Below are 22,536 nucleotides of genomic sequence, written 5' to 3'. Positions count from 1 at the left end.
GTGCTATGCGCTGACGGTAGGAATGCGCATAAGTTGCGCCAGTTGAGATTGTTGGCTGCCCAGCAGGTCGGCCAATGTGTAGTGGTCGAGTACACTTAGAAATGCTGAAAGTGCATCATTAAGAATCGGTTGAAGGCGACATGCCGGCGTAATGATGCATGCATTATCGCTATGAAAGCACTCCACTAACGCCATGTCATGCTCCATCTCGCGTACTAGCTCGCCTAACCCAATGGTTGCGGGGTCCCGTGTTAGCAGTAAGCCGCCATTCTTGCCACGAATAGCGGTAACGTAGTTCTTTTGACTTAGCTCTTGAACGATTTTCATCAAATGATTGCGTGAGATATTAAAGGTCTCGGCAATCTCGTGAATGGTAGAGCGCTCCTCTCCCTTGGTAGCAAGAAAGATTAATACGCGTATCGAATAATCAGTGAATCGGGTGAGGTGCATGGAGTGTGCTTTGCTCCGAGAGTAATCCAGCTATAAAAAGCATGTTGTATGAATGTTAAGTGAGTTGCAATGTAAACGTAGTTGAAGGCCTGCGAGCATATTCCGCTTCGCTACAGCAAGCATTCAAGCACGGTTTAATTTCAACAGCGCCAACCGTCTATTCCTTTACGTTGGCCGCTCTATCACCTTAGAGGTAGATAGGGTGTATATGGAGGTAATCACGCAGTAATTCGCTTGTCGATCACGCAGAATCCACTCCATGGAGCCCGCCTGGCGGGTACGCAAATTTCCGAGGAGCCTGGAGATCGACCATGAGTCACTTCATAGATCGGCTGAATTTCTTCCGCAAGTCCCGTGAGCCTTTTGCCAACGAACACGGTGAGCTACGCAGCGAATCCCGCCAGTGGGAAGATAGTTATCGTGCCCGCTGGCAGCACGACAAAGTGGTACGCAGCACCCATGGGGTGAACTGCACCGGCTCTTGTAGCTGGAAGATCTACGTTAAGAACGGTTTAGTTACCTGGGAAACCCAGCAGACAGATTACCCTCGTACCCGGCCCGACCTGCCTAATCATGAACCGCGTGGCTGCCCGCGTGGCGCCAGTTACTCCTGGTATCTGTACAGCGCCAATCGCCTCAAATACCCGTTGATTCGTAAGCCGTTGCTGGCGCTATGGCGTGAAGCGCTGAAGGCTAACCCAGACCCGGTCGACGCCTGGGCGTCGATTGTTGAAGACCCTGCCAAGACTAAACAGTACAAGCGTGCCCGCGGCATGGGCGGCTTCGTTCGCGGTAACTGGGATGAGCTCAACGAGCTGGTCGCTGCCTCTAACGTTTACACCGCTAAGCAGTACGGCCCTGATCGTATCCTTGGCTTTTCGCCGATTCCTGCCATGTCGATGGTCAGCTACGCCGCGGGTAGCCGCTACCTGTCGCTGATTGGCGGCGTCTGCATGAGCTTCTACGATTGGTACTGTGACTTGCCGCCGGCCTCGCCAATGACCTGGGGTGAGCAGACCGACGTACCTGAATCCGCTGACTGGTACAACTCCGGCTATATTATTGCCTGGGGCTCTAACGTGCCTCAAACGCGTACCCCGGATGCCCACTTCTTTACCGAAGCGCGCTACAAGGGTACCAAGACGGTTTCGATCACTCCGGATTATGCCGAAGTTTCCAAACTGACCGACGAGTGGCTGTCCGCCAAGCAGGGCACCGATGCCGCTCTGGCGATGGCTATGGGCCACGTCATTCTCAAAGAGTTTCACCTCGATAACCCTAGTGCTTACTTCACGGACTATGTGCGCCGCTATACCGACATGCCGTTCCTGGTGGAACTGGAAGCGCGTGAAGATGGCAGCTTCGCACCGGGTCGCCAACTGCGAGCCAGTGATTTTGATGCTGCCCTGGGCCAGGAAAACAATCCCGAGTGGAAAACCGTCGCCTGGGACGAAACCCGCGACCAGTTGGTGGTGCCGCGCGGTTCCATCGGTTTCCGCTGGGGCGAAACCGGTGATGAAGTGGGCAAGTGGAATCTGGAGTCGCTGGACGCCGCAGGCACCGAGATCAAGCCGTTGCTCAGTTTGGTCAACCACCACGATAGCGTCGCGCGCGTTGCGTTTCCTTACTTTGGTGGTATCGAACACGAACACTTTGAGCACGTAAAAGGAGCCGGTGTTGGCGCCGCCGATGACCTACTGTTCCACAATTTGCCCGCCAAACGCTTAAAGAGAGCCGATGGCAGCGAAATGCTGGCGGTCACCGTTTTTGATCTGATGTGTGCCAACTACGGTATCGACCGTGGCTTTGTTGGCGACGGCGAAGATGATGGCGCGACCTCGTTTGATCAGATTCGCCCCTATACCCCCGCGTGGCAGGAGAAAATCACCGGTGTCCCTGCAGAGCAGTGCACCCGCATTGCCCGTGAATTTGCCGATAATGCCAATAAAACCAACGGCCGTAGCATGATCATCGTTGGTGCCGGTATGAACCACTGGTACCACATGGACATGAACTACCGCGGCCTGATTAACATGCTGGTCATGTGTGGTTGTATCGGTCAGAGCGGTGGCGGCTGGGCCCACTACGTTGGTCAGGAAAAACTGCGTCCGCAGACTGGCTGGACGCCTTTGGCCTTTGGCCTCGACTGGCAGCGCCCGCCGCGCCATATGAACTCTACTTCCTTCTTCTATAGTCACTCCTCCCAGTGGCGCTACGAGAAGCTCGAGATTAAAGAAATTCTTTCGCCGTTGGCCAAGGCCGAGGATTACCCCGGTAGCCTGATTGACTTTAACGTGCGTGCTGAGCGCATGGGCTGGCTGCCGTCAGCACCACAACTGGACACTAACCCGCTACGCCTAGCGAAAAAAGCCGAAGCCGCGAGTATGTCGACAGCCGATTATGCGGTTCAGCAGCTCAAGAGCGGTGAACTGCGCTTTGCCGCGGAAGACCCGGATGCGCCAGAGAACTTCCCACGCAATATGTTCATCTGGCGCTCCAACCTGCTGGGTAGCTCCGGTAAGGGCCATGAGTACATGCTCAAGTACCTGCTGGGTACTCGCCACGGTATTCAGGGTAAAGATCTGGGCGACTTCGGCGGCCAGAAGCCCGAAGAAGTGGTATGGCGTGACGAGGCGCCGGAAGGCAAGCTCGACCTGCTGGTGACGCTGGATTTCCGTATGTCCACCACCTGCCTTTACTCGGATATCGTGCTGCCTACAGCGACCTGGTATGAGAAGGACGACCTTAACACTTCTGACATGCACCCCTTTATTCACCCCTTGACGGCCGCCACCGACCCTGCCTGGGAATCGCGTAGCGACTGGGATATTTACAAGGGTATTGCCAAGGCGTTTTCCAAAGTGTGTGTAGGCCACCTGGGCGAAGAGACCGACCTGGTCACGCTGCCGATGCAGCACGACTCGCCAGGAGAATTAGCCCAGCCGGCGGTGATGGATTGGAAGAAGGGCGAATGCGCGCCGATTCCCGGCAAGACCATGCCGTCGCTGATTGAGGTCAAACGCAACTATCCCGAAACCTATGAGCGCTTCACCTCCGTAGGGCCGTTGCTGGAAAGCATCGGTAACGGCGGCAAGGGCATCGGTTGGAATACCGATGCGGAAGTCGAGCTGCTGGGCAAACTCAACCATCGCAAGCTGGATGGCCCGCATAAAGGGCGCCCGTTGATCGACAGCGCTATCGATGCCGCCGAGATGATTCTGACCCTGGCACCGGAAACCAACGGCGCCGTGGCAGTAAAAGCGTGGGATGCACTCTCCAAGATTACCGGACGCGACCATACCCACCTGGCGAGGCCCAAGCAGGAGGAGAAGATCCGCTTCCGCGATGTCGTCGCCCAGCCACGCAAGATTATCTCCAGCCCGACCTGGTCTGGCCTCGAGGATGAGCATGTCTCCTATAACGCCGGTTACACCAACGTTCACGAGCTGATTCCCTGGCGCACCGTGAGTGGTCGTCAGCAGTTCTATCAGGATCATGCCTGGATGCGCGCGTTCGGCGAAAGCCTGCTGGTCTATCGTCCGCCCATCGATACCAAGGCGGCCAAAGGCTTCCAGCTTCCCGCCGACAACGGCTTCAAGAGCAAGGCGCTGAACTTCCTCACGCCGCACCAGAAGTGGGGCATCCACTCCACTTACTCGGACAACCTGCTGATGTTGACGCTTAACCGAGGCGGCCCGGTAGTGTGGCTCTCCGAGGCGGACGCGGCTGAGATCGATATCGAGGACAACGACTGGATCGAGGTCTACAACGCCAACGGCTCGATTGCCGCGCGGGCAGTGGTCAGCCAGCGGGTCAAAGCGGGCATGGTGATGATGTACCACGCTCAGGAGCGCAACGTGAACGTCCCTGGCTCTGAGGTCACCGGTACGCGGGGCGGTATTCACAACTCGGTCACCCGGGTCTGCCCCAAGCCAACCCATATGATCGGCGGCTACGCGCAGCTCTCTTACAGTTTTAATTATTACGGCACCGTCGGCTCAAACCGCGATGAGTTCGTGTTAGTGCGCAAGATGAAGCACGTTGACTGGCTGGATGGTGAAGGCAATGACAGCGTTCAGGAGGCCGTGAAATGAAAATTCGTTCCCAGGTAGGCATGGTTCTCAACCTTGATAAGTGTATTGGTTGCCACACCTGTTCGGTGACCTGCAAAAATGTCTGGACCAGTCGCGAAGGTATGGAGTACGCCTGGTTCAACAATGTCGAGACCAAGCCCGGTATCGGCTATCCCAAAGAGTGGGAGAACCAGGCCAAGTGGAAGGGCGGCTGGATGCGCCGTAACGACGGTCGGATTGAACCGCGTATTGGTGGCAAATGGCGGGTGCTGGCGAATATCTTCGCCAACCCCGACCTGCCTGAAATGGATGACTACTATGAGCCGTTCACTTTCGACTACCAACACTTGCATACCGCCAAGATCGGCGAGCACCAGCCGGTGGCGCGTCCGCGCTCGCTGATTTCCGGTCAGCGTATGAAAAAGATCGAATGGGGCCCCAACTGGGAAGAGATTCTCGGCACCGAGTTCGCCAAGCGGCGCAAAGACGCCAACTTCGACAAGGTGCAGGCAGATATTTACGGCCAGTTCGAAAACACCTTCATGATGTATCTGCCGCGCCTGTGTGAGCACTGCTTGAACCCCACCTGTGTAGCGTCTTGCCCCAGTGGAGCGATCTACAAGCGGGAAGAGGACGGCATCGTTCTAATCGACCAGGACAAGTGCCGTGGCTGGCGGATGTGTATCTCCGGCTGCCCCTACAAGAAGATCTACTACAACTGGAAAAGCGGTAAGTCCGAGAAGTGTATTTTCTGCTACCCGCGTATCGAGGCCGGTCAGCCGACCATCTGCTCCGAGACCTGTGTGGGCCGCATTCGCTATCTCGGCGTGCTGCTGTATGACGCTGACCGTATCGAGGAAGTGGCAAGCTCCCCTGACGAGCGTGACCTCTACCACCGCCAGTGCGAGATTTTCCTAGATCCTAACGATCCGGAAGTGATTGCCCAGGCCAAGCGGGATGGCATCCAGGATAACGTCATCAAAGCCGCCCAGGCCTCTCCGGTCTACAAGATGGCTATCGACTGGGGATTGGCGCTGCCGCTGCACCCGGAATACCGCACGCTGCCGATGGTGTGGTACGTACCGCCGCTGTCGCCGATTCAATCCGCCGCTGAGGCGGGGCATGTCGAGTTCGATGGCATCCTGCCCAAGATTGAATCGCTGCGTATCCCGGTGAAGTACCTGGCTAACCTGTTGACTGCTGGTGAAGAGGAGCCCGTGGTGTTGGCACTCAAGCGCTTAATGGCGATGCGGGTCTATATGCGCGGCAAGCACGTAGAGGGTTCACCCAACGCCGACGTGCTCGATGCCGTGGGTCTGAGCGTCGCTCAGGTAGAGGAGATGTACCGCTACCTAGCCATTGCCAACTATGAGGATCGTTTTGTGATCCCTACCAGCCATCGGGAAATGGCCACCGAAGCCTTCCCGGAACGGGGCGGATGCGGCTTTACCTTTGGTGATGGTTGCCATGGTGAGAGCCAGCCCAACCTGTTCAATGGCCGTAAGCAGACCAGCGTGTTGGTGAAGCCGGTAGAGGTCTTCGACCCGCAGCCACAACTTGAGGAGTCTCGTCATGACTGAAGCCGCTACCCAACCGCCGATCCCGATAGAGCCGTCGTTCGAGCCGCTACAGGGTATGCGTAGCCTACGCGTACTGGCCCGCCTGCTCGATTACCCGACCCAGGAACTACAGGATGCCAGCGGCGAGCTCATCGAAATTCTCAATGCCGAGCGCCGCCTGGGGGCTGCTCTCAAATCGTCGCTAATGGCGTGGTGTCAGCGTCTCCAAGAGGGCGACCTGCTTGAGCTGCAGGCCGAGTACGTCGCCATGTTCGATAAGGGGCGGGCTACGTCGCTGCTGCTATTCGAGCACGTTCACGGTGAATCACGTGACCGTGGTCAGGCCATGGTGGATCTTATGGCCGAGTACAGCGCGGCCGGTTTTGAGCTAGATGCCCGTGAACTGCCCGATCATCTACCGGTATTTCTTGAATACCTTTCAATGTGCGACGAAGCCGAAATTGGTCGCTGGCTGGGCGAAATACGCCATATCTTGGCGTTGCTGACGGCACGGCTGGAGGAGCGGGGAGCGGATCACGCCCTGGTGCCGCTGTCACTATTGGCATTAATCGGCGCCGAGGGAGATGTCGAGGAGCATCGGCCCCAGGTCAAAAAAGAAGCGCCGGACAACACCCCCGAAGCACTAGACGCCGTATGGGAAGAAGAAGCGGTGCGTTTCTCAGCAACCTCAGATGAGGATTGCGCATTGCAGTCTGCTGAAGGTCGCCGCTTGGCTGAGCGCAAACACACCGTTCAGAGCCAGCCGGTACGCATTATGCCTGCTCCGTCTTTAAATGCCTCTTCCGCTCCTTCCGCCGATCGTTAATAGGAGAATCATCATGTATGACGCGATTGCGCATTACTTAACCCATCTGATCTACGGTTACTACCCCTATCTCGCTGGCACGGTGTTTCTGCTTGGCAGCCTGCTCCGTTTTGATCATGGTCAGTACACCTGGAAGACCGGTTCTAGCCAGATGCTCTCTTCAAAGAACATGCGCCTGGGCAGCAACCTGTTTCATATCGGGATTATCGTGATTTTCTTCGGTCACTTGGTGGGCATGCTCACGCCGCACTGGGTTTATGAGCCGTTTCTGCACGCCGGTACTAAACAGCTAGTGGCTATCGTGGTGGGCGGTATTGCCGGTGCCATGTGCGTGGTGGGCGGCGCCATGTTGCTCTATCGTCGTCTGGCCAACCCGCGCGTAAAGGCGTCGTCGAGCATGATGGATACCTTGATCCTGGGCTTGATCGTCTTACAAGCGTGCCTGGGTATGGTGACCATCATCTTCTCGTTGGGCCATATGGACGGCGAGATGATGCTGACACTCTCCAGCTGGGCGCAGTCGATTGTGTTCTTCAGCGGCGGTGCGGCGGATTACATGCAGGAAGTGTCGTGGATCTACAAACTGCATATCTTTATCGGCCTGACCATCATCCTGCTGTTCCCGTTTTCGCGGTTGGTGCATGTGTGGAGCGCGCCGTTTGGTTATGTGACCCGGCGTTATCAGCTTGTACGTCGGCGCAGTTAAAAAACTAGATTGTGCTCGGCCAGGCCTAGAGGAGAAATAATATGCAGATGATTGATATTGAACAGCTACCTGGGGGCGTTGCTGCGCCTCCGGTACGCGTCGGCGACACCCCTATCGATGAAGCAACGATTGCGTTGGAGATGCAGTATCACCCCGCTGAAACGGCGGGAGAGGCCCAGCTTCAGGCCGCCCGTGCGTTGGTGGTCAGAGAGCTGCTTCGCCAGCGTGCTAGCGTCCTGGGCCTACTATCGACACAGGACGTTAGCGAGGCACAGGAAGATGCGGCGATTGCTGCTTTGCTCGAACAGGAGCTTGAGGTGCCCGAACCGGGGGAAGCAGATTGCCAGCGCTTTTTTGACACCCACCGTGAGCGCTTTAGCGAACCAGTGCAGTTACGCGTTCGGCATATCCTGCTCGCGGCCGCACCCGATGACTCCCAGGGGCGCGACGACGCTTACCAGCTTGGCGAAAAGCTACTCGAACAGCTTAATCAGATACCCGAACGGTTTGCCGAATTTGCTCAACACCACTCCGCGTGCCCTTCAAAAGAGCTGGATGGTGATTTGGGTTGGCTAGTGTCGGGGCAAACCGTTCCAGAGTTGGACCGCGCTTTGCAGCACCTGCCCCCAGGCCTCCATGAGCGCCCCTTGGCGTCTCGCTATGGCTGGCACGTGGTCAGTATTGACGAACGAAAAGAAGGTAGGGCGTTACCTTTCGATCAAGTGATTGACCGGGTGCGCCATAGCCTACGGGAGCAGGCAACTCGGCGCGCGCTGCGTCACTATTTGCTGATGTTAGAGAGCGAAATAGGCGTCGAAGGGATTGTGCTGGATGACGATGCTGGCGGCAGCTTGATGCAATAGCTTGCTGCAATAGAAACGCTAATAGGAGAGGCTTGATGTCCCATGTTCCCGTAGATGCACTTTTCACTCCGCTTGGCATCGCGGTGTTAACCGTTTCCGATACGCGTGGATTCGATGAGGATGGCAGTGGTGACTTACTCGCCGCGCATCTTATTGAAAGCGGCCATAACCTAATGGAGCGGCGCATCGTGCCTGATGATATTTATCAGGTTCGTGCTGTGGTTTCGGAGTGGATTGCGCGTAACGAAATTCACACGATCCTGGTGAATGGCGGTACGGGCTTCACTGCTCGCGATACCACACCTGAGGCGTTAGTTCCTCTTTTTGACAAAGCAATTGAGGGGTATGGCGAGCTGTTTCGCTACTACTCTCTGCAAACGATTGGCACGTCGACTATTCAATCTCGGGCGGTGGCGGGGGTTGCCAACCAGACGCTGTTGTTTGCGATGCCCGGTTCGCCCAAAGCATGCGAATTGGCGTGGGAAAAAATCATCTCATTGCAGTTGGACTCCCGCACGCGGCCCTGCAACTTTGTCGCAATGGTGTTGCCTTCTGCGCCTGCTTGTAGTGGACGTCAAGTAGAAACGACCTCTCATGTTTCGGAGCGCTTATGAACTGTCAATGCGCAGAAATAGTCACGCCCGGCTTGTTAAATTTATTTGATGCACGCCAACGAGTTATCGACGCAGCCACGCCGATTAATGGCGTAGAAAATGTCTCCCTTGAACAGTCGGCGGGGCGAGTGCTGGCAGAAATGGTAGTGGCACCTCTCGATATGCCGGGCGTGGACAATAGCGCTATGGATGGTTACGCGCTGTGTCTGGCTGATTACCAAGCGGCACCTCGCGGTGCCGGCCTACCTATTCTCCAGCGCGTGCCGGCTGGCGCAGGTGTCATGCTGCTACCGAAAGGGGGCTGCGCGCGTATTTTCACCGGCGCGCCGGTACCCATAGGGGCTGATATTGTGGTGCCTCAAGAGCGGGTAACCCTTGATAAGCGCGGGCATATACACCTCGAGGGTAGCTTGGTGCTAGGCGCTAATATTCGCCGTCAAGGCGAGGAAACCCGCATGGGAACCCCGCTACTCGCTGCGGGTAAGTTTCTTGACGCAGCGTCGATTGCGCTTCTGGCAAGCCACGGGATCAATATCGTTGCCGTCAAGCGGCGCCTGCGGGTGGCACTGCTCTCAACCGGCGATGAGCTGATTGCCCCAGGCACGGTGCGATCTCCGGGACAGGTATACGACAGCAATCGCGCCATGCTTAACGTTCTGCTCGCACAAGCGCAGTGCGATGTAGTGGATCTAGGTGTCATCGCTGATTCGCCGCAGTCATTGCACCAGGCCTTTGAGCACGCACAAACCATTGCAGATGTGGTGATATGCACCGGTGGCGTTTCGGTAGGCGAGGAGGATCACGTTCGTCCGGTGATCGAGCAGCGCGGTGGGCTACATTTTCATGGTGTTGCGATGAAACCCGGAAAGCCTTTTGCATTCGGTTATCTAGGCGCGGAGCCTTCCACTTGCACGCCGTTAATGGCGCTGCCGGGTAACCCTGTGGCCTCCTTGGTGGGCTGGCAACTGCTGGCGCTGCCGTTTATTCATGCTATGCAGGGTCGACACTTAGCTTCGTTACAGTGTTTTCCAGTAGCAGCGGGCTTCTCTCAGCGTGGCCCCAAAGGGCGCTGCGAGCTATTACGGGTCGTGTTGGATTGGTCACAGGGGAGTCCCGTGGCGCAGTTAGCCGGTGGGCAGGGCTCGCATATGCTTGGTGCGGCTAGCCAAGCTGATGGTTATTTAATGATTAACCCCGAAATCGATGTGGCAGAAGGGGAGGCGTATCACTACTACCCCATCAATCAGTTCGCCGCTTGAATCACTTTTTTAGTCGTGACCACTGACCTCGTTAGCTTTTATAGGAGAGGGTATGTCTTCACATCACAAACCCCGCGCACTGATTTATGCTTGTTCCGGCTGCTCTGATGTTGCGCAACTAGCCAATAGTGTTGCCCTGCGACTTGACCATGCAGGAGAGGCAGAAATGTCGTGCATTGCCGGTGTCGGTGGTGGTGTGCCTGGCCTAGTGCGCATTGCCCGTTCCGGGCGGCCTATCGTAGCCATTGATGGGTGCCAGATGCACTGTGCCAGCCACTGTCTCGCCAACGCGGATGTGATACCCACAGAGCACGTAAAGCTATATGAAAACGGCCTGCGCAAGCGGCGGGGTCAGTTTTATGATGAGCAAACAATCATCGAAGTGACCGCTGAGGTAAAAGGACTCATTGCTCGGCTGCCCGTTAATGCCAGTTCCCAAGGGGAGCCCGTAGAATGAGTGCGCTAGTCGATGGATTTGGCCGTACGGTGCGTTACCTGCGTATATCGGTAACGGATCGTTGTGACTTTCGCTGTGTGTATTGCATGGCTGAGGAGATGACCTTCCTGCCTCGAGCCCAATTGCTAACCCTTGAGGAAATAGCCACTCTTTCGCAGGCATTCGTCGAGCTGGGCGTGGAAAAAATCCGTCTAACTGGCGGTGAGCCGCTGGTACGCCAGGGCGTGCTAACGCTAGTGCAAAAACTCGCTGAATTGGAGGGCCTGCGCGAACTGGCGATGACCACCAATGGCTCAGGGCTGGTCAAACATGCCGATGCTTTGCGTCAAGGCGGGCTACATCGGCTCAATATTAGCCTTGACTCGCTCAAGCCCGAGCGCTTTAAAGCATTAACCCGAACAGGTGACTTAAACCAAGTGATCGCGGGTATCCGTGCCGCACGTCGCGCTGGTTTTCAGTCGATTAAGCTCAACGCCGTATTGCTTAAGGGGCGTAATGACGACGAAATTATCGACTTGGTAAACTTTGCCCGGGATGAACAAGTCGATATCAGCTTTATCGAGGAAATGCCGCTGGGCGCAATCAGCGAGCATAACCGTGGTGAAACCTTTCTTTCCACTGATGCGGTTCGTGAGACCATAGAAAACCACTATCAACTCTTACCCACCACCGAGACCACCCTAGGGCCATCCCGTTATTATCGTATGGCGGATAGCCAGTCGCGGATTGGCTTTATCTCTCCCCATAGCCACAATTTCTGTGCTGCCTGTAATCGTGTTCGAGTGACGGCGGAAGGGCGGCTACTCCTCTGCTTGGGTAATGAGCACTCGGTAGATTTACGCGCCGTAATGCGACGTTATCCGGGGGAGATCCAGCGCCTAAAAGCAGCCATTGTGGGGGCGATGACGAAAAAGCCTGAGCGGCACCACTTTACGACCGATGGTGAGGTTCAGGTTTTGCGATTTATGAATGCAACTGGCGGTTAGTACAGCGTTGCCGAAAGCAGTTTTCACTTCAAACTGTATCTGCTTGATAGAGTCTAAGAAGGGATCTAAGTATATTTTTAATATGAGGAGCTTCGGTAAAGAGGATTTTAAGATAGCCTCTGTGTCGATCCTCCTTGAGTTGGCATAAATTTCCTCTTGATTTCATCCGTTTTGGCAGTGGTTCTGTGAAAGGATGCTTTGTCGTGTCCCGTCGTTAACTCTGTCTTCTTCGCATAAAAAATTGCCACCAATTTGTCTTTAATGGCGAGCCTTTGTATGCGTTAACATTTATCCTAACGGTAAGCGAAGCAGTACCTTTGTTAAATTAATCGACTAGGACGGGGTTAGAATCGCTGCTATGCCCCAGGAATGATCAATAACCCAAAGAAGACAATTAATGACGCGTACTAAGCCATTTCAAGGTGAGTTTTCCAGCAACAAACTGGCCATCTGGATTCAAGCACTTCGCCCGCGTACTTTGCCTGCAGCGGTAGGCCCCATTTTGTTAGGACAGGCGTTAGTCCTACCAAGCCATTTCTCCTGGCTCACCGCGTGCTTGTGCTTGGTTAGTGCATTAGCGCTACAGCTTGCGGTTAATTTGGCCAATGATCTTTTTGATGGGCTTTCGGGCGTTGATCAGCACGATCGTTTAGGGCCAGTACGTGCACTCCAGTCTGGCTTGTTAGGAGTTAGTGAGCTGCGGGTAGGACTGCTGCTAATGTTAGGCATTGCCTTGGTAACGGGTATATGGCTAGCCCTCTTTGGGCATTGGTTATTGTGGGTGTTTGGTGGGCTAGCGCTGCTTGGTGTGCTGGGTTACAGCGGTGGAAGAAGGCCCTATGCCAACCTGGGATTAGGAGAAGTGGCAGTCTGGCTGTTTTTTGGCCCAGTGGCCGTGTTAGGTAGCCTGCTGGCCCAACAAAGCCCAGTAAACGAAAGAGCCATCATCAGCGCATTGTTAATGGGGCTACCCGTGGCTGCCATTTTGGTCGTTAATAATCTTCGTGACCGCTTTACTGATGCGCGGGCTGGTAAGCGAACACTAGCAGTGCGGCTCGGACCACGGGCCACTCGATGGCTATTTAGCTTCTTAACGCTCGGCCCTTGGATGGTATCCCTGCCTTTCACAACAGAAGTTTGGCGCTGGGGGGTATGGAGCTGCCTGGGCTTGATAGGCGTAGGATTAAATGTAGTGTTTTGGCAGCGAGATGGGGCGGCACTCAATCCAGTACTGGGAAAGACAGCGCTCTACTCTTTAGCGATAGCCGTCTGGTTGATTCTACGTTTTGCGTAAGCAACAACACATGCGGATCAATAATGGCTGCTGTTCTCTTTTCTTTTAGTGCGTTTTATTCACTGTAATGAGGAGGTAAAGGGGAGAGGAAGCCGTTGGTAGCAAGTTCCCGTGAGCATTGTCGCGCTTGGGTTCTTGTTGCCTGCAGATAATTGGCTTTTTAATCGTGTGCGGCTGATGTTGTTAAGCTTTATTGGTTAATGTGCCGGCTGATTGTTATCAAGCTATCGTCAGCTTGTTTTACTATCGATAAGGTTAAGCTGATCAATGGTGTTCTTTTAATTGGGAAGTCCCTCTACAATCAATGTCGGTGACTAGATTTTACGCGTAATTTATTGAGTGATTTTGATAGATCCAAATTTCCAGCAATACTGTGCAAGTAAATAATACAGACTGTGTGCGCGTATTTAAAAGGCTATCGGGCTTGCGTAAACAAGCTAGAGATTGCTTCCCGGTGACACTGACAAGGCAGATGCTTTATGCAGGCTATCGCAATCACCACATTCCCTCTGTTGGTGCCTTTAGGCTATTGGCTAGGGCTGGTGGTTACTCTTATAGGGGGAAGCCTTGCTTGGAGAAAAACACCAAATTGGCGCTGTATAGAGCGTACGAGTGGGCGTGATGATCACCTTTTATTAGTGTTGATCGTCGGGCTGGGCGTGGTCGAGATTGTCATTGGCGTATGGCATGACAGCTTGAAACAGGCGCTTCCATTGGCGGGAGCCGCTTGGCTAGCTGCGCTGGTTGTGTTGATGATTGGCGCCGTTAAACCACCGCCAGCAGGATGGTGGGCGGGGCTGGCGATAAGTGGGTTAGGAGCGGGTGGATGGGCTGCGTGGCAAAAATTTGGGGTTGGATTGACGCGCGCAACAGGGCACCCGCCGTTACACTCCATTTTCTTCGGTAATTTTGCGTTATTGAGTGCGCTGCTATGTCTGGCTGGTTTGAGCTGGGCCTGGCATCAGAGAACGTCACGTTTTTGTTGGTTGTTACTGTTACTGGGGGGCGCAGCAGGAGGCGTCATAGCATCGGCACTTTCAGGTACGCGAGGTGGTTGGTTAGCCCTGCCATTAGCGATAGGGGTGTTTTACTACAGTTATGCTCATCAGTGGCGAGCAGCATGGCGTTGGTTGGGTATCTGTTGTGTCGTGGCAGTGCTGGTGGTGGCGTACGTCATCCCGCAAAGCGGAGTGGAAAGGCGGGTGAATAAGGCGGTAGCTGATGTGCACCACTATATTGAGGGAACGGATGTTGGCTCTGTGGGAGCGCGTCTGGAAATGTATCGCGGTGCCTTGTGGTTAATAGGTGAGCATCCGTTCATGGGCTACGGACATGAAGGCTATCAGCCCGCAATGCAAAGGCTAGAAGCTGAAGGGGTTCTAAGCCCGAAATTAGGCAATTACTGGCATGCGCACAATGATTTACTGGATGCCTGGGTGAGGCGAGGACTGTTTGGCATGTTAGTGGTGCTGGGGCTTTACCTTGTGCCTTTGTGGCATTTCCTCCCAGGTTTGCGCAGTGAAAATCCAGTGCATAAATCTTTTTCTGTTGCTGGAGTACTGTTGACAGTCGCCTTTATAAGCTTTGGTTTGAGCTACTCTTTTTTCGCGTACCCTGCAGGTATAGCCGTATACGCTAGCTGGCTGATTTTCCTATGGGTTCAGATTCCAGAGGCACTTCTGCAGAAGAGTCGCTATGGATACGCTAATTAATGCACTGGCTGCAACAATAGTGATATCCCATGGCTTTGATGACTATCACCTTTGTATCGAATGCGGGGTCGGCTTGTTATCGGGTGCATGCATTAAGCACGATATTTGAAGACTAGACGCTCCGCTTCTTGTTAAGGAAATAAGTAGCTTATGTTCAAGCATATTTTGGTGGTTTGTACGGGTAATATCTGCCGCAGCCCTGTCGCTGAAGCAATTCTCAGACAGCAACTCCCCAACTATCAAATCAGCTCTGCTGGCTTAGGTGCCTTACAAGGGGAACCAGTATCATTGTTTGCACGACAATTGGCAGAATCGGATGGCCTGGATGTCACTCACCACCGAGCACGCCAGTTGACGACGATAATGATTCAGCAAGCCGATCTCATTTTGGTCATGACGGAAGGCCAGCGTCGTGCTCTAGGGAAGCAAACACCGCAGGCCTTGGGGAAAACGCTGTTACTTGGTCGTTGGCTGAATGACGGTGAAGGGCAAGATATCCCTGATCCTTATAGAAAGACGCTAGATGTCTTTGAGTATGTACATACGCTATTAAAAGACGCGAGCCTTTTGTGGTCAGAAAAGCTTCCAAAAACGCTACGTTGATACCGGTCATGTTGAGTAGGGTCCCCTGATAAGTAGGGCCCTCTAGGCTTCGACGGGTGGCCTTCTAGATTTCTCCCTCTGAGTCCCTTTCTCTCTTTCGCTGAGTTTTCACTGATGCTGTGTGCAGCTATGAAAAGCCAGATTGATTTCTAATTAAGAATTTACGCACGTAAAGACCCAATCTAAGTTAACGCTATGTTGTAACGTTTATGTTACATGAAAGATTGGCTTTCAGAGAACATCAGCTGCCTTCATATAAGTATTGTAAAAATCTAATGACAATACTGTTAATATATTATTCATTTTTTTAATATATTGATTTTTAAAGATAATTATTTTAAATAATGCCAGTTCTCCTTTTCTGCCTGCCCCGGCAACCTAGAAATTTTGCTGTTTTTACTACCACAGATGTACGCCTTCCTGCTCGAAAAAGTAGTAGTTATTTCACCCTTCGGTAGTTATGTAAATAAAGTTATTATTTTTGTATTCTTATGTAACATTAAAAATAATTACCAAGTAGGTAGCTCTGTCTCATGGCGATAGCGAATTGACGTCGCCTGGGCTGTGTTCAATAAGGCTCTGGGAAATGTCTGACCAAAATCCCCGGGCGGTAGCGTGGCTAGACAAAAGCAAAGGGAGCAACCATGAATAATTTCAATGAAGTAGAAAGAGTGGAATCTAGAAGAAGCCCAATTCGACTAGCCCACTATCTCGTCTTGATCGTGCTGCTGGGAGCCCTTAGTGGCTGCGCTATGGCTCCTGGTGGCCATATTGATCAGGACAATCTTGAGCAATCACTAGATGGGCGAGTGGACGTGGAGCAGATCACCCCAGATTTAGTGAATGCGATGTTTGAAAGAGATGTTTCTTCTCGGGTTCCATCGCCCGCATTGAATCCAGTGGTGCCGGGGTATGAGTACCGGGTGGGGCCTGGCGATATTTTAAGTGTGATTGTCTATGACCATCCGGAACTGACTATTCCCGCAGGTTCTGAGCGCTCCGCAGCAGAAACCGGTAATCGGATACGGCCCAATGGCACCATGTTTTATCCATACGTGGGGCGTGTAAGGGTTGAGGGAATGACGCTTGATGAAGTGCGTAACCTTATTACTCGGCGTCTAGCCAATGTGATCAATGAGCCGCAAGTGGAAGTTGGCATCGCGGCGTTTAACTCCCAGAAAGTCTATATCAGTGGTGCTGTCGAAAACCCTGGCACATTACCACTGACCATCGTACCGATGACAATCCTGGATGCCATCAGCGCAGTAGGCGGGGCGCGGGAAAATGCCGACTGGCGAAACGTAACGTTGAGCCGTAATGGTAGCGAAGAGCTCATCTCACTTTATGCAATGATGCGTCAGGGGGATATGACGCAGAATCGTTTGCTGCGTGATGGTGACTTGCTGCATGTCCCTACTATGGAGAACCAGAACGTAGTGGTGATGGGGCAGGTAGTACGTCCCGGTACAATCGCTATTGGCAATGAACGGATCACCTTAACGGATGCATTAGGCAGGGCTGGTGGTGTGAATGAGAGCCGGGCTGAGCCTTCAGGAATTTTTGTAGTACGAGGTAACTCGCCAGGTAGTGAAAAGTTCGCCACTGTTTATCAGTTAGATATCAGGGATGCTACACGGCTATTGCTTGGAACTCGCTTTCCTCTCCAGCCTCAGGATGTGGTGTACGTGACATCAGCACCACTGGCTCGTTGGAACTCGGTCATTTCTCTGCTGCTGCCATCAGTTAGTCTGCCGGGCAATGTTGTAACGGTAGCCAATGATGCCAGCGAGCTTTAAGTGGCTATTTTGAATAGCATTTCTGAATAGCGAGGCATGACCATGAACTACTTTCCTCATCCACCTTCATCATCAGCTGGCCCCCAGGAGAGTGATGACCTTAATCTGCGCAAGCTGGTCGACACACTCTCTGACCATCGCTGGTTTATCGTAACGATAACGGGGCTTTTTCTCCTGGCAGGATATTTTTATGCCAGTTCTCAGTCACGTATCTACCAGGCTGACGCGTTGGTTCAGATAGAGAGCCGAGGGGCGAACTTGGCGTTTATGGAGTCATTGGGTGAGCAACAGCCAGGTAATCCTACCGCCGCAGAACTCGAAATATTGCGATCACGTATGGTGTTGGGAGAAACAGCTGATCGGCAAGACTTGGCGATTAAGGTTGAACCGCGTCGATTGCCGGTCATTGGAGACTTTCTTGTCAATCATGGGGTTAGTCAGGATTTAATCGAAAGCCTAACCCCGGCCTTTATGCGCGAATGGTTAGGAATGGGAGAAGAGAGTCGCTGGCAAAATCCTTATGTGTGGGCCAACGAGTCTGTGCGTGTCTCACGCTTTTCTGTGCCCGATGAACATGTCGGAAGCGAGCACCTACTGCGCATAAAGGAAGAGGGTAACTTTGAGTTATGGCTAGAAGATGAGCGAGTGCTTATCGGTAACGTTGGGGAAACCGTTCAAGATGAGGGGGTAGGTTATCGTCTTTTTATTAGCCAGGCAGTTGCCCATCCTGGTGCTGAATTCAGCTTGACGCGTATGTCTTCTCTGAATGCGATAAAAGACCTTGAAAGTCGTTTTGAGGTAATGCCGAGAGGTATTGAATCAGGTGTCTATGAACTTATGCTTAGTGGCGCGGATCGCAGTAAGATCCAGCCGACACTTGACACCCTAACAGGGGTTTTTCTAACTCAGAATGTGCAGCGTCATTCAGAAGAAGCAGAGAAACAAATCGCCTTTCTTGGCGAGCAAATTCCCCAAGTTAGGGATCAGCTATCTAATGCGGAGGGCATGCTCAATGACTATCGGGCGCAGCGTGACTCAGTCGACTTAACATTCGAGACGCAAAATCTTCTCACCCGTGTGGTAGATGTAGAAAATCAACTCAGTGAGTTGGCTATGAGGGAGGCCGACTTAGCTGAGCGGTACCGCCCCTCGCATCCCAACTATCAAACCTTGTTAAGGCAGCGCTCTCAACTCGTAGAGGAGCGTGACCGTCTCAATGCCCAGGTCAATGAATTGCCTGAAACCCAACAAGAAGTGCTTCGCCTGACTCGGGACAGTCAGGTCAATCAGCAAGTGTATGTTCAACTGCTCAATCAACTTCAAGAGATGCGTTTGGTTAAAGCCGGTACGGTGGGTAACGTACGCATCCTTGATGCCGCTATTCTAAATCCGGGCACTATCGCACCGCGCATTCCATTGATAACGGCTGTCAGTGCACTGATAGGCGCATTGTTAGCCACGATGCTGGTGGTGGTGCGGTTGTTATTGAGTCGCGCGATTAAGTCACCCGAGCAACTGGAAGAGCTGGGGTTGCCTGTCTATGCAACGCTGCCAGACTCTGGCGGGCAAACAGGGCTTACCGAGCGAATTCGTCCGCGCCATTCTAAAAAGGTTCAGGAAGTTTTCCGAGGCTTGCTGGCGATTAAAAAACCCGCCGAAATTGCGGTGGAAGCGTTGCGTGGTCTGCGAACTAGCCTCTATTTTGCGATGCTCGAATCGGACAATAACCGCTTGATGATTACCGGTGCGAGCCCAGGGGTTGGCAAGAGCTTTATCGCCGCTAATTTAGCCGCTGTGTGCGCTCAGGCGGGGCAAAGAGTGCTACTGATTGATGCCGATATGCGTCGTGGACATCTGCATCATGCGTTTCACAGCAAGGGTGTTAAAGGCCTTTCAGAGTTGCTAGCGCGGCGAATTGATGCAGAAGAAGCTGTTCGCCATAGTGACTTAGAAGGATTGGATTATGTTGCCCGGGGCAGTGTGCCGCCTAATCCATCGGAGTTGTTAATGCAGCAAAGCTTCCACGAGTTCCTGGAAGCCATGAGCCAGTGCTACGACTTAGTGATCATCGATACACCACCGATACTGGCGGTAACCGATGCAACGGTAGTGGGTAAGCTGGCGGGAACCAGTTTGATGGTAGTCCGCTTCGACAGTCACCCTCCTGGAGAAATTAAGGCTGCTAAGCGCCGCCTGGAGAGCGCTGGTGTGAATATTAAAGGTGCAATCCTAAACGGTGTTAAGAAAACGACCAATAGCCGTCATGGCTACTATGGCAGTTACCTCTATGCTTACCGGTGATCCAAGATGCTGAAGCAATTGCGCGAACTCTACTCGTTATTGACGCAGCAACAGCGGCGCCAACTATTGAGGCTCCAAGTGCTGATTATCGGTATGGCGTTGGCACAAATTGCAGGTGTTATCGCTATTGGGCCGTTTATGGCGGTCGTGGGTGATATGAGTAAGCTCCAGGGTGATGGTTGGCTTGCTATAGCATATAGCGTTACCGGTATGCAAAGTCCCAAGGCTTTCTTAAGTTTATTGGGTGCCATGGTGCTCGGCGTTCTGTTGATGGCGGCCCTGCTGTCTATCTATACGTCGTGGCGGCTGGCGCTTTACAGCGCCCGTGTGGGGGCAGAACTGTCAAGTCGCCTCTACCGCTATTACCTGCACCAGCCTTGGTTGTTTCATTCCAACCAGAATACTAGTGCTCTGACCACTAAGGTTTCTGCGGAAGTCCAGCGTGTGTCTCTCAAGATCATCAATCCTGTTATGGAGCTTAATGCTAAGTTGATCATGCTTTCACTGATGACCTTAGCCATTTTTCTCTACAACCCTTTGGTGGCGATAATTGGTGTGGTGGTCTTTTTTGGGACTTATTTACTGCTTTACCAAACGGTTCGGCGTTTTTTAATCATTAACGGAAGACGAATTTCTAAAGCTCAATCCAAGCGTTTTAAATTGATGAGTGAAGGATTCGGGGGCATTAAAGATCTGCTATTACTGCATCGCCAGGCAAGTTTTACCACACGCTTTGATGATGCCTGCAATTCTATCGCGCGTGGTGAAGGAGTGACGCAGGGGTTAAGTGAAGCCCCACGTTATGCCATTGAACTGGTAGCTTTTGGTTCGGTTATTGTGTTGGTGCTTTATCTGCTTAACCTATATGAGGGTAATCTTGGGGCAATTTTGCCAGCACTCTCTATCTATGCGTTGGCAGGCTTTAAAATGCTGCCTGGTTTTCAAAAGATATACACCTCACTTACAAAAATTCGCGGCAACTTAGCCGCTTATAACGCCATTCGTGATGACTTGATCGCTAGTCGTGATGAGACGAAAAACGGCGATATCGCCATTAGTGAAACTCAGTCATCCGCTCCGATAACGCCCTGGGTGCCTCAGCGAGAGATAAAAATCCAGGATGTGGTCTTCGACTATCCAGGAACGCGGGCCTTGGCGCTTGATCGGCTCACGCTAACGATCCCCGTCAACCAGATGGTGGGGCTAGTGGGAACCTCTGGTAGTGGCAAGAGCACTGCGGTGGATTTATTACTCGGCTTGATTGAGCCCCAGCAAGGTCAAGTACTGATTGATGGTGTTCCCTTAACGCATGGGAATTTACGCCAATGGCAGGCGGGGGTGGGGTTTGTGCCTCAGCAGATATTTTTGTCCGATGCCAGCATTCTCGAAAACGTCGCGTTTGCTATCGAGCGCAAGGATATTGATGTTGAGAGAGTTAAGGAATCGCTGCGTATGGCGCAGCTGGATGATCTGCTTGATAGATTCCCGGAGGGGCTTGAAACACGCATAGGCGAGCGCGGTGTTCAGATATCTGGTGGGCAGCGCCAACGCCTGGGAATCGCGCGCGCCCTTTATCAGCAAGCTAGAGTGCTGGTGTTTGACGAGGCGACGAGTGCGCTGGATGGCATTACCGAGCGCCGTGTAATGGAAGACATCCAGCGATTTTCCGGCCAGATGACCGTCATCATGATTGCCCATCGTCTAGCGACCGTTAAGGGGTGCGACATCATTTATATGCTTGAGAATGGGCAGGTAATTGATGCTGGCACTTACGACGACTTGGCCAGCCGTAACCATACTTTCCAGATGATGGCGAATCTCTAGCCAGGCGTCTCTTCCAAGATAGACAAAAGGGTACCGCCATGAACTTAATCGGCGCACTACTACTATTTTTGGGTCTTTCATTAAGTAGCCTTTATTTGTTCCCTAGTGGTGGACCGCAGTTGACTGATGTTGTCTTGATAGGTTTCGTCGGCGTGATGTTGGTGATGTCCCTGGGCGACAAACATCTGAAAGTTTCCCCTTTTGCCATATGTTGGGGAATGATGGTGCTGTGGGTGTTGATGGTTTGCCTTAGCTGGACGCTGGTCTTAGGAACGACCAGCTTTTTTAGACCCGTTCTGTTTTTCCTGTTTAATTTTCTCGTGGGCATGGCGTTATTACGTTTTCTTAGCGTATATGGCGAACGTGCCACAGGGATTATCCGTAATGGCGTAGCAATCGCGCTGCTGATCGCAGGTAGTCAGGTGTTATTGCAGTTAGCCATGGGAGTTAACCGCACAACGGGAAGTTTCAATAACCCTAACCAGCTCGCTTATTTCTCATTATGCGGCGTGGTGGTGTTATTGATGCTTGATGATTTTCATCCGCGGATGAGACTCTTGGGATTGGCTGGTCTAGCTTCCGGCGTGTTGGGGGTTCTCGCTGCGTCATCGCTAGCAGCAATGGGAGGAGGTGTCTTAGTCCTGATCGGCTGGGCCTTGGCGAATGCTCGTCAAATTAAGCATTTTGCGCGTTTGCTACTGTTACTTCCGTTGCTACTGTTGGGTGTTTTGTTCGCCAATATCAGCTCGGATGGACAAGTGTTGCGTAACATAGAGGCGCGCATGGATAGGGCGCCAAGTAAAATAGATAGCGTCTACGAAGAACGCAAATTTGACCGACTAACGAACTTCCCTGAATACGCCATTTTAGGTGCGGGGGAGGCTGAACGTCAGCGTTTTGCTCCCTACGATGGGCTTGAAATTCACTCCTCTTTCGTCAATATGTTATTTGCCTACGGGCTGCCAGGCCTAGGGCTTTTCCTATTGACGATCGTTATCGCGCTACGACGAGCGCCGCTGTATGTCTGGGCGGGTGTGGCCGGACCGTTGATCTATTCGACTACCCATAATGGCCTTCGCGCGACGCTATTTTGGTTGGTGCTAGTGTTGTGTTGGCACCTTTACCGACAAGGGGCATTAGCCGCTTCGCATCATCGGCTGATGCCTGACGTGCACTGAAATAACACCATTGCCACTCATGTGGCCAGATAACT

Annotated in this window: 17 protein-coding genes; 16 read left to right on the top strand and 1 reads right to left on the bottom strand. The window is 52.9% G+C overall.

Features of this window, described 5'->3' with window-relative positions:
• Positions 1-3: 3 nt before the first annotated feature.
• Positions 4-450, bottom strand: coding sequence for an Rrf2 family transcriptional regulator (locus NF683_RS18275; RefSeq protein ID WP_089038516.1), 447 nt, complete (start codon positions 448-450; stop codon positions 4-6).
• 311 nt (positions 451-761) lie between these two features.
• Here NF683_RS18275 and NF683_RS18270 point away from each other — a divergent pair, with 311 nt between their 5' ends.
• The 16 genes from NF683_RS18270 (at position 762) to NF683_RS18195 (ending at position 22,501) form a co-directional block, all read left to right on the top strand.
• On the top strand, positions 762-4,544 hold the full coding sequence (locus NF683_RS18270; RefSeq protein WP_253920651.1) for a nitrate reductase subunit alpha: 3,783 nt from the start codon (positions 762-764) through the stop codon (positions 4,542-4,544).
• Complete coding sequence (gene narH, locus NF683_RS18265) at positions 4,541-6,103, top strand: nitrate reductase subunit beta (RefSeq protein WP_253920650.1); 1,563 nt, start codon at positions 4,541-4,543, stop codon at positions 6,101-6,103. Before NF683_RS18270 ends, narH begins: the two co-directional genes overlap by 4 nt.
• Positions 6,096-6,908 (top strand): nitrate reductase molybdenum cofactor assembly chaperone, encoded by an 813-nt coding sequence (narJ, locus tag NF683_RS18260; protein ID WP_253920649.1) that lies wholly within the window; start codon positions 6,096-6,098, stop codon positions 6,906-6,908. Before narH ends, narJ begins: the two co-directional genes overlap by 8 nt.
• A 13-nt stretch (positions 6,909-6,921) precedes the next feature.
• Positions 6,922-7,614 carry a respiratory nitrate reductase subunit gamma gene (narI, locus tag NF683_RS18255; protein ID WP_253920648.1) on the top strand — a complete coding sequence of 231 codons (693 nt, stop codon included), beginning with the start codon at positions 6,922-6,924 and terminating at the stop codon, positions 7,612-7,614.
• Between the two features lie 41 nt (positions 7,615-7,655).
• Positions 7,656-8,477, top strand: a complete 822-nt coding sequence (locus NF683_RS18250; RefSeq protein WP_253920647.1) for a peptidylprolyl isomerase — start codon at positions 7,656-7,658, stop codon at positions 8,475-8,477.
• A gap of 35 nt (positions 8,478-8,512) precedes the next feature.
• Positions 8,513-9,091, top strand: a complete 579-nt coding sequence (moaB, locus tag NF683_RS18245) for a molybdenum cofactor biosynthesis protein B (RefSeq protein ID WP_089038511.1) — start codon at positions 8,513-8,515, stop codon at positions 9,089-9,091.
• Entirely contained in the window at positions 9,088-10,350 is a 1,263-nt protein-coding gene (locus NF683_RS18240) for a molybdopterin molybdotransferase MoeA (protein WP_253920646.1), read from the top strand. The genes moaB and NF683_RS18240 overlap by 4 nt, the downstream gene beginning before the upstream one ends.
• 52 nt (positions 10,351-10,402) lie before the next feature.
• Complete coding sequence (locus NF683_RS18235; protein ID WP_193085196.1) at positions 10,403-10,807, top strand: putative zinc-binding protein; 405 nt, start codon at positions 10,403-10,405, stop codon at positions 10,805-10,807.
• Positions 10,804-11,793: a GTP 3',8-cyclase MoaA gene (gene moaA / locus NF683_RS18230; protein ID WP_253920645.1), complete on the top strand. Its 990-nt coding sequence runs from the start codon at positions 10,804-10,806 to the stop codon at positions 11,791-11,793. Before NF683_RS18235 ends, moaA begins: the two co-directional genes overlap by 4 nt.
• 397 nt (positions 11,794-12,190) lie before the next feature.
• Positions 12,191-13,087, top strand: coding sequence for a 1,4-dihydroxy-2-naphthoate octaprenyltransferase (menA, locus tag NF683_RS18225; protein WP_253920644.1), 897 nt, complete (start codon positions 12,191-12,193; stop codon positions 13,085-13,087).
• 479 nt (positions 13,088-13,566) lie between these two features.
• Positions 13,567-14,799 (top strand): O-antigen ligase family protein, encoded by a 1,233-nt coding sequence (locus NF683_RS18220; RefSeq protein WP_253920643.1) that lies wholly within the window; start codon positions 13,567-13,569, stop codon positions 14,797-14,799.
• Between the two features lie 150 nt (positions 14,800-14,949).
• Positions 14,950-15,402 (top strand): low molecular weight protein-tyrosine-phosphatase, encoded by a 453-nt coding sequence (locus NF683_RS18215; RefSeq protein ID WP_253920642.1) that lies wholly within the window; start codon positions 14,950-14,952, stop codon positions 15,400-15,402.
• A 644-nt stretch (positions 15,403-16,046) separates the two neighbouring features.
• Positions 16,047-17,198, top strand: coding sequence for a polysaccharide export protein (locus NF683_RS18210; RefSeq protein ID WP_253920641.1), 1,152 nt, complete (start codon positions 16,047-16,049; stop codon positions 17,196-17,198).
• A gap of 42 nt (positions 17,199-17,240) precedes the next feature.
• The gene (locus NF683_RS18205; RefSeq protein ID WP_253920640.1) at positions 17,241-19,499 is read left to right on the top strand and encodes a polysaccharide biosynthesis tyrosine autokinase; all 2,259 of its coding nucleotides are present in this window, start codon (positions 17,241-17,243) and stop codon (positions 19,497-19,499) included.
• 6 nt (positions 19,500-19,505) lie between these two features.
• A complete protein-coding gene (locus tag NF683_RS18200; protein ID WP_253920639.1) occupies positions 19,506-21,323 on the top strand; it encodes an ABC transporter ATP-binding protein in 1,818 nt (605 codons plus the stop codon).
• Between the two features lie 38 nt (positions 21,324-21,361).
• Positions 21,362-22,501 carry a hypothetical protein gene (locus tag NF683_RS18195; RefSeq protein WP_193085202.1) on the top strand — a complete coding sequence of 380 codons (1,140 nt, stop codon included), beginning with the start codon at positions 21,362-21,364 and terminating at the stop codon, positions 22,499-22,501.
• Positions 22,502-22,536: the final 35 nt, after the last annotated feature.

The organism is Halomonas sp. MS1 (genome assembly GCF_024182575.1).
Lineage (GTDB): Bacteria > Pseudomonadota > Gammaproteobacteria > Pseudomonadales > Halomonadaceae > Vreelandella.
This window is presented reverse-complemented; position numbering and strand designations above follow the sequence as displayed.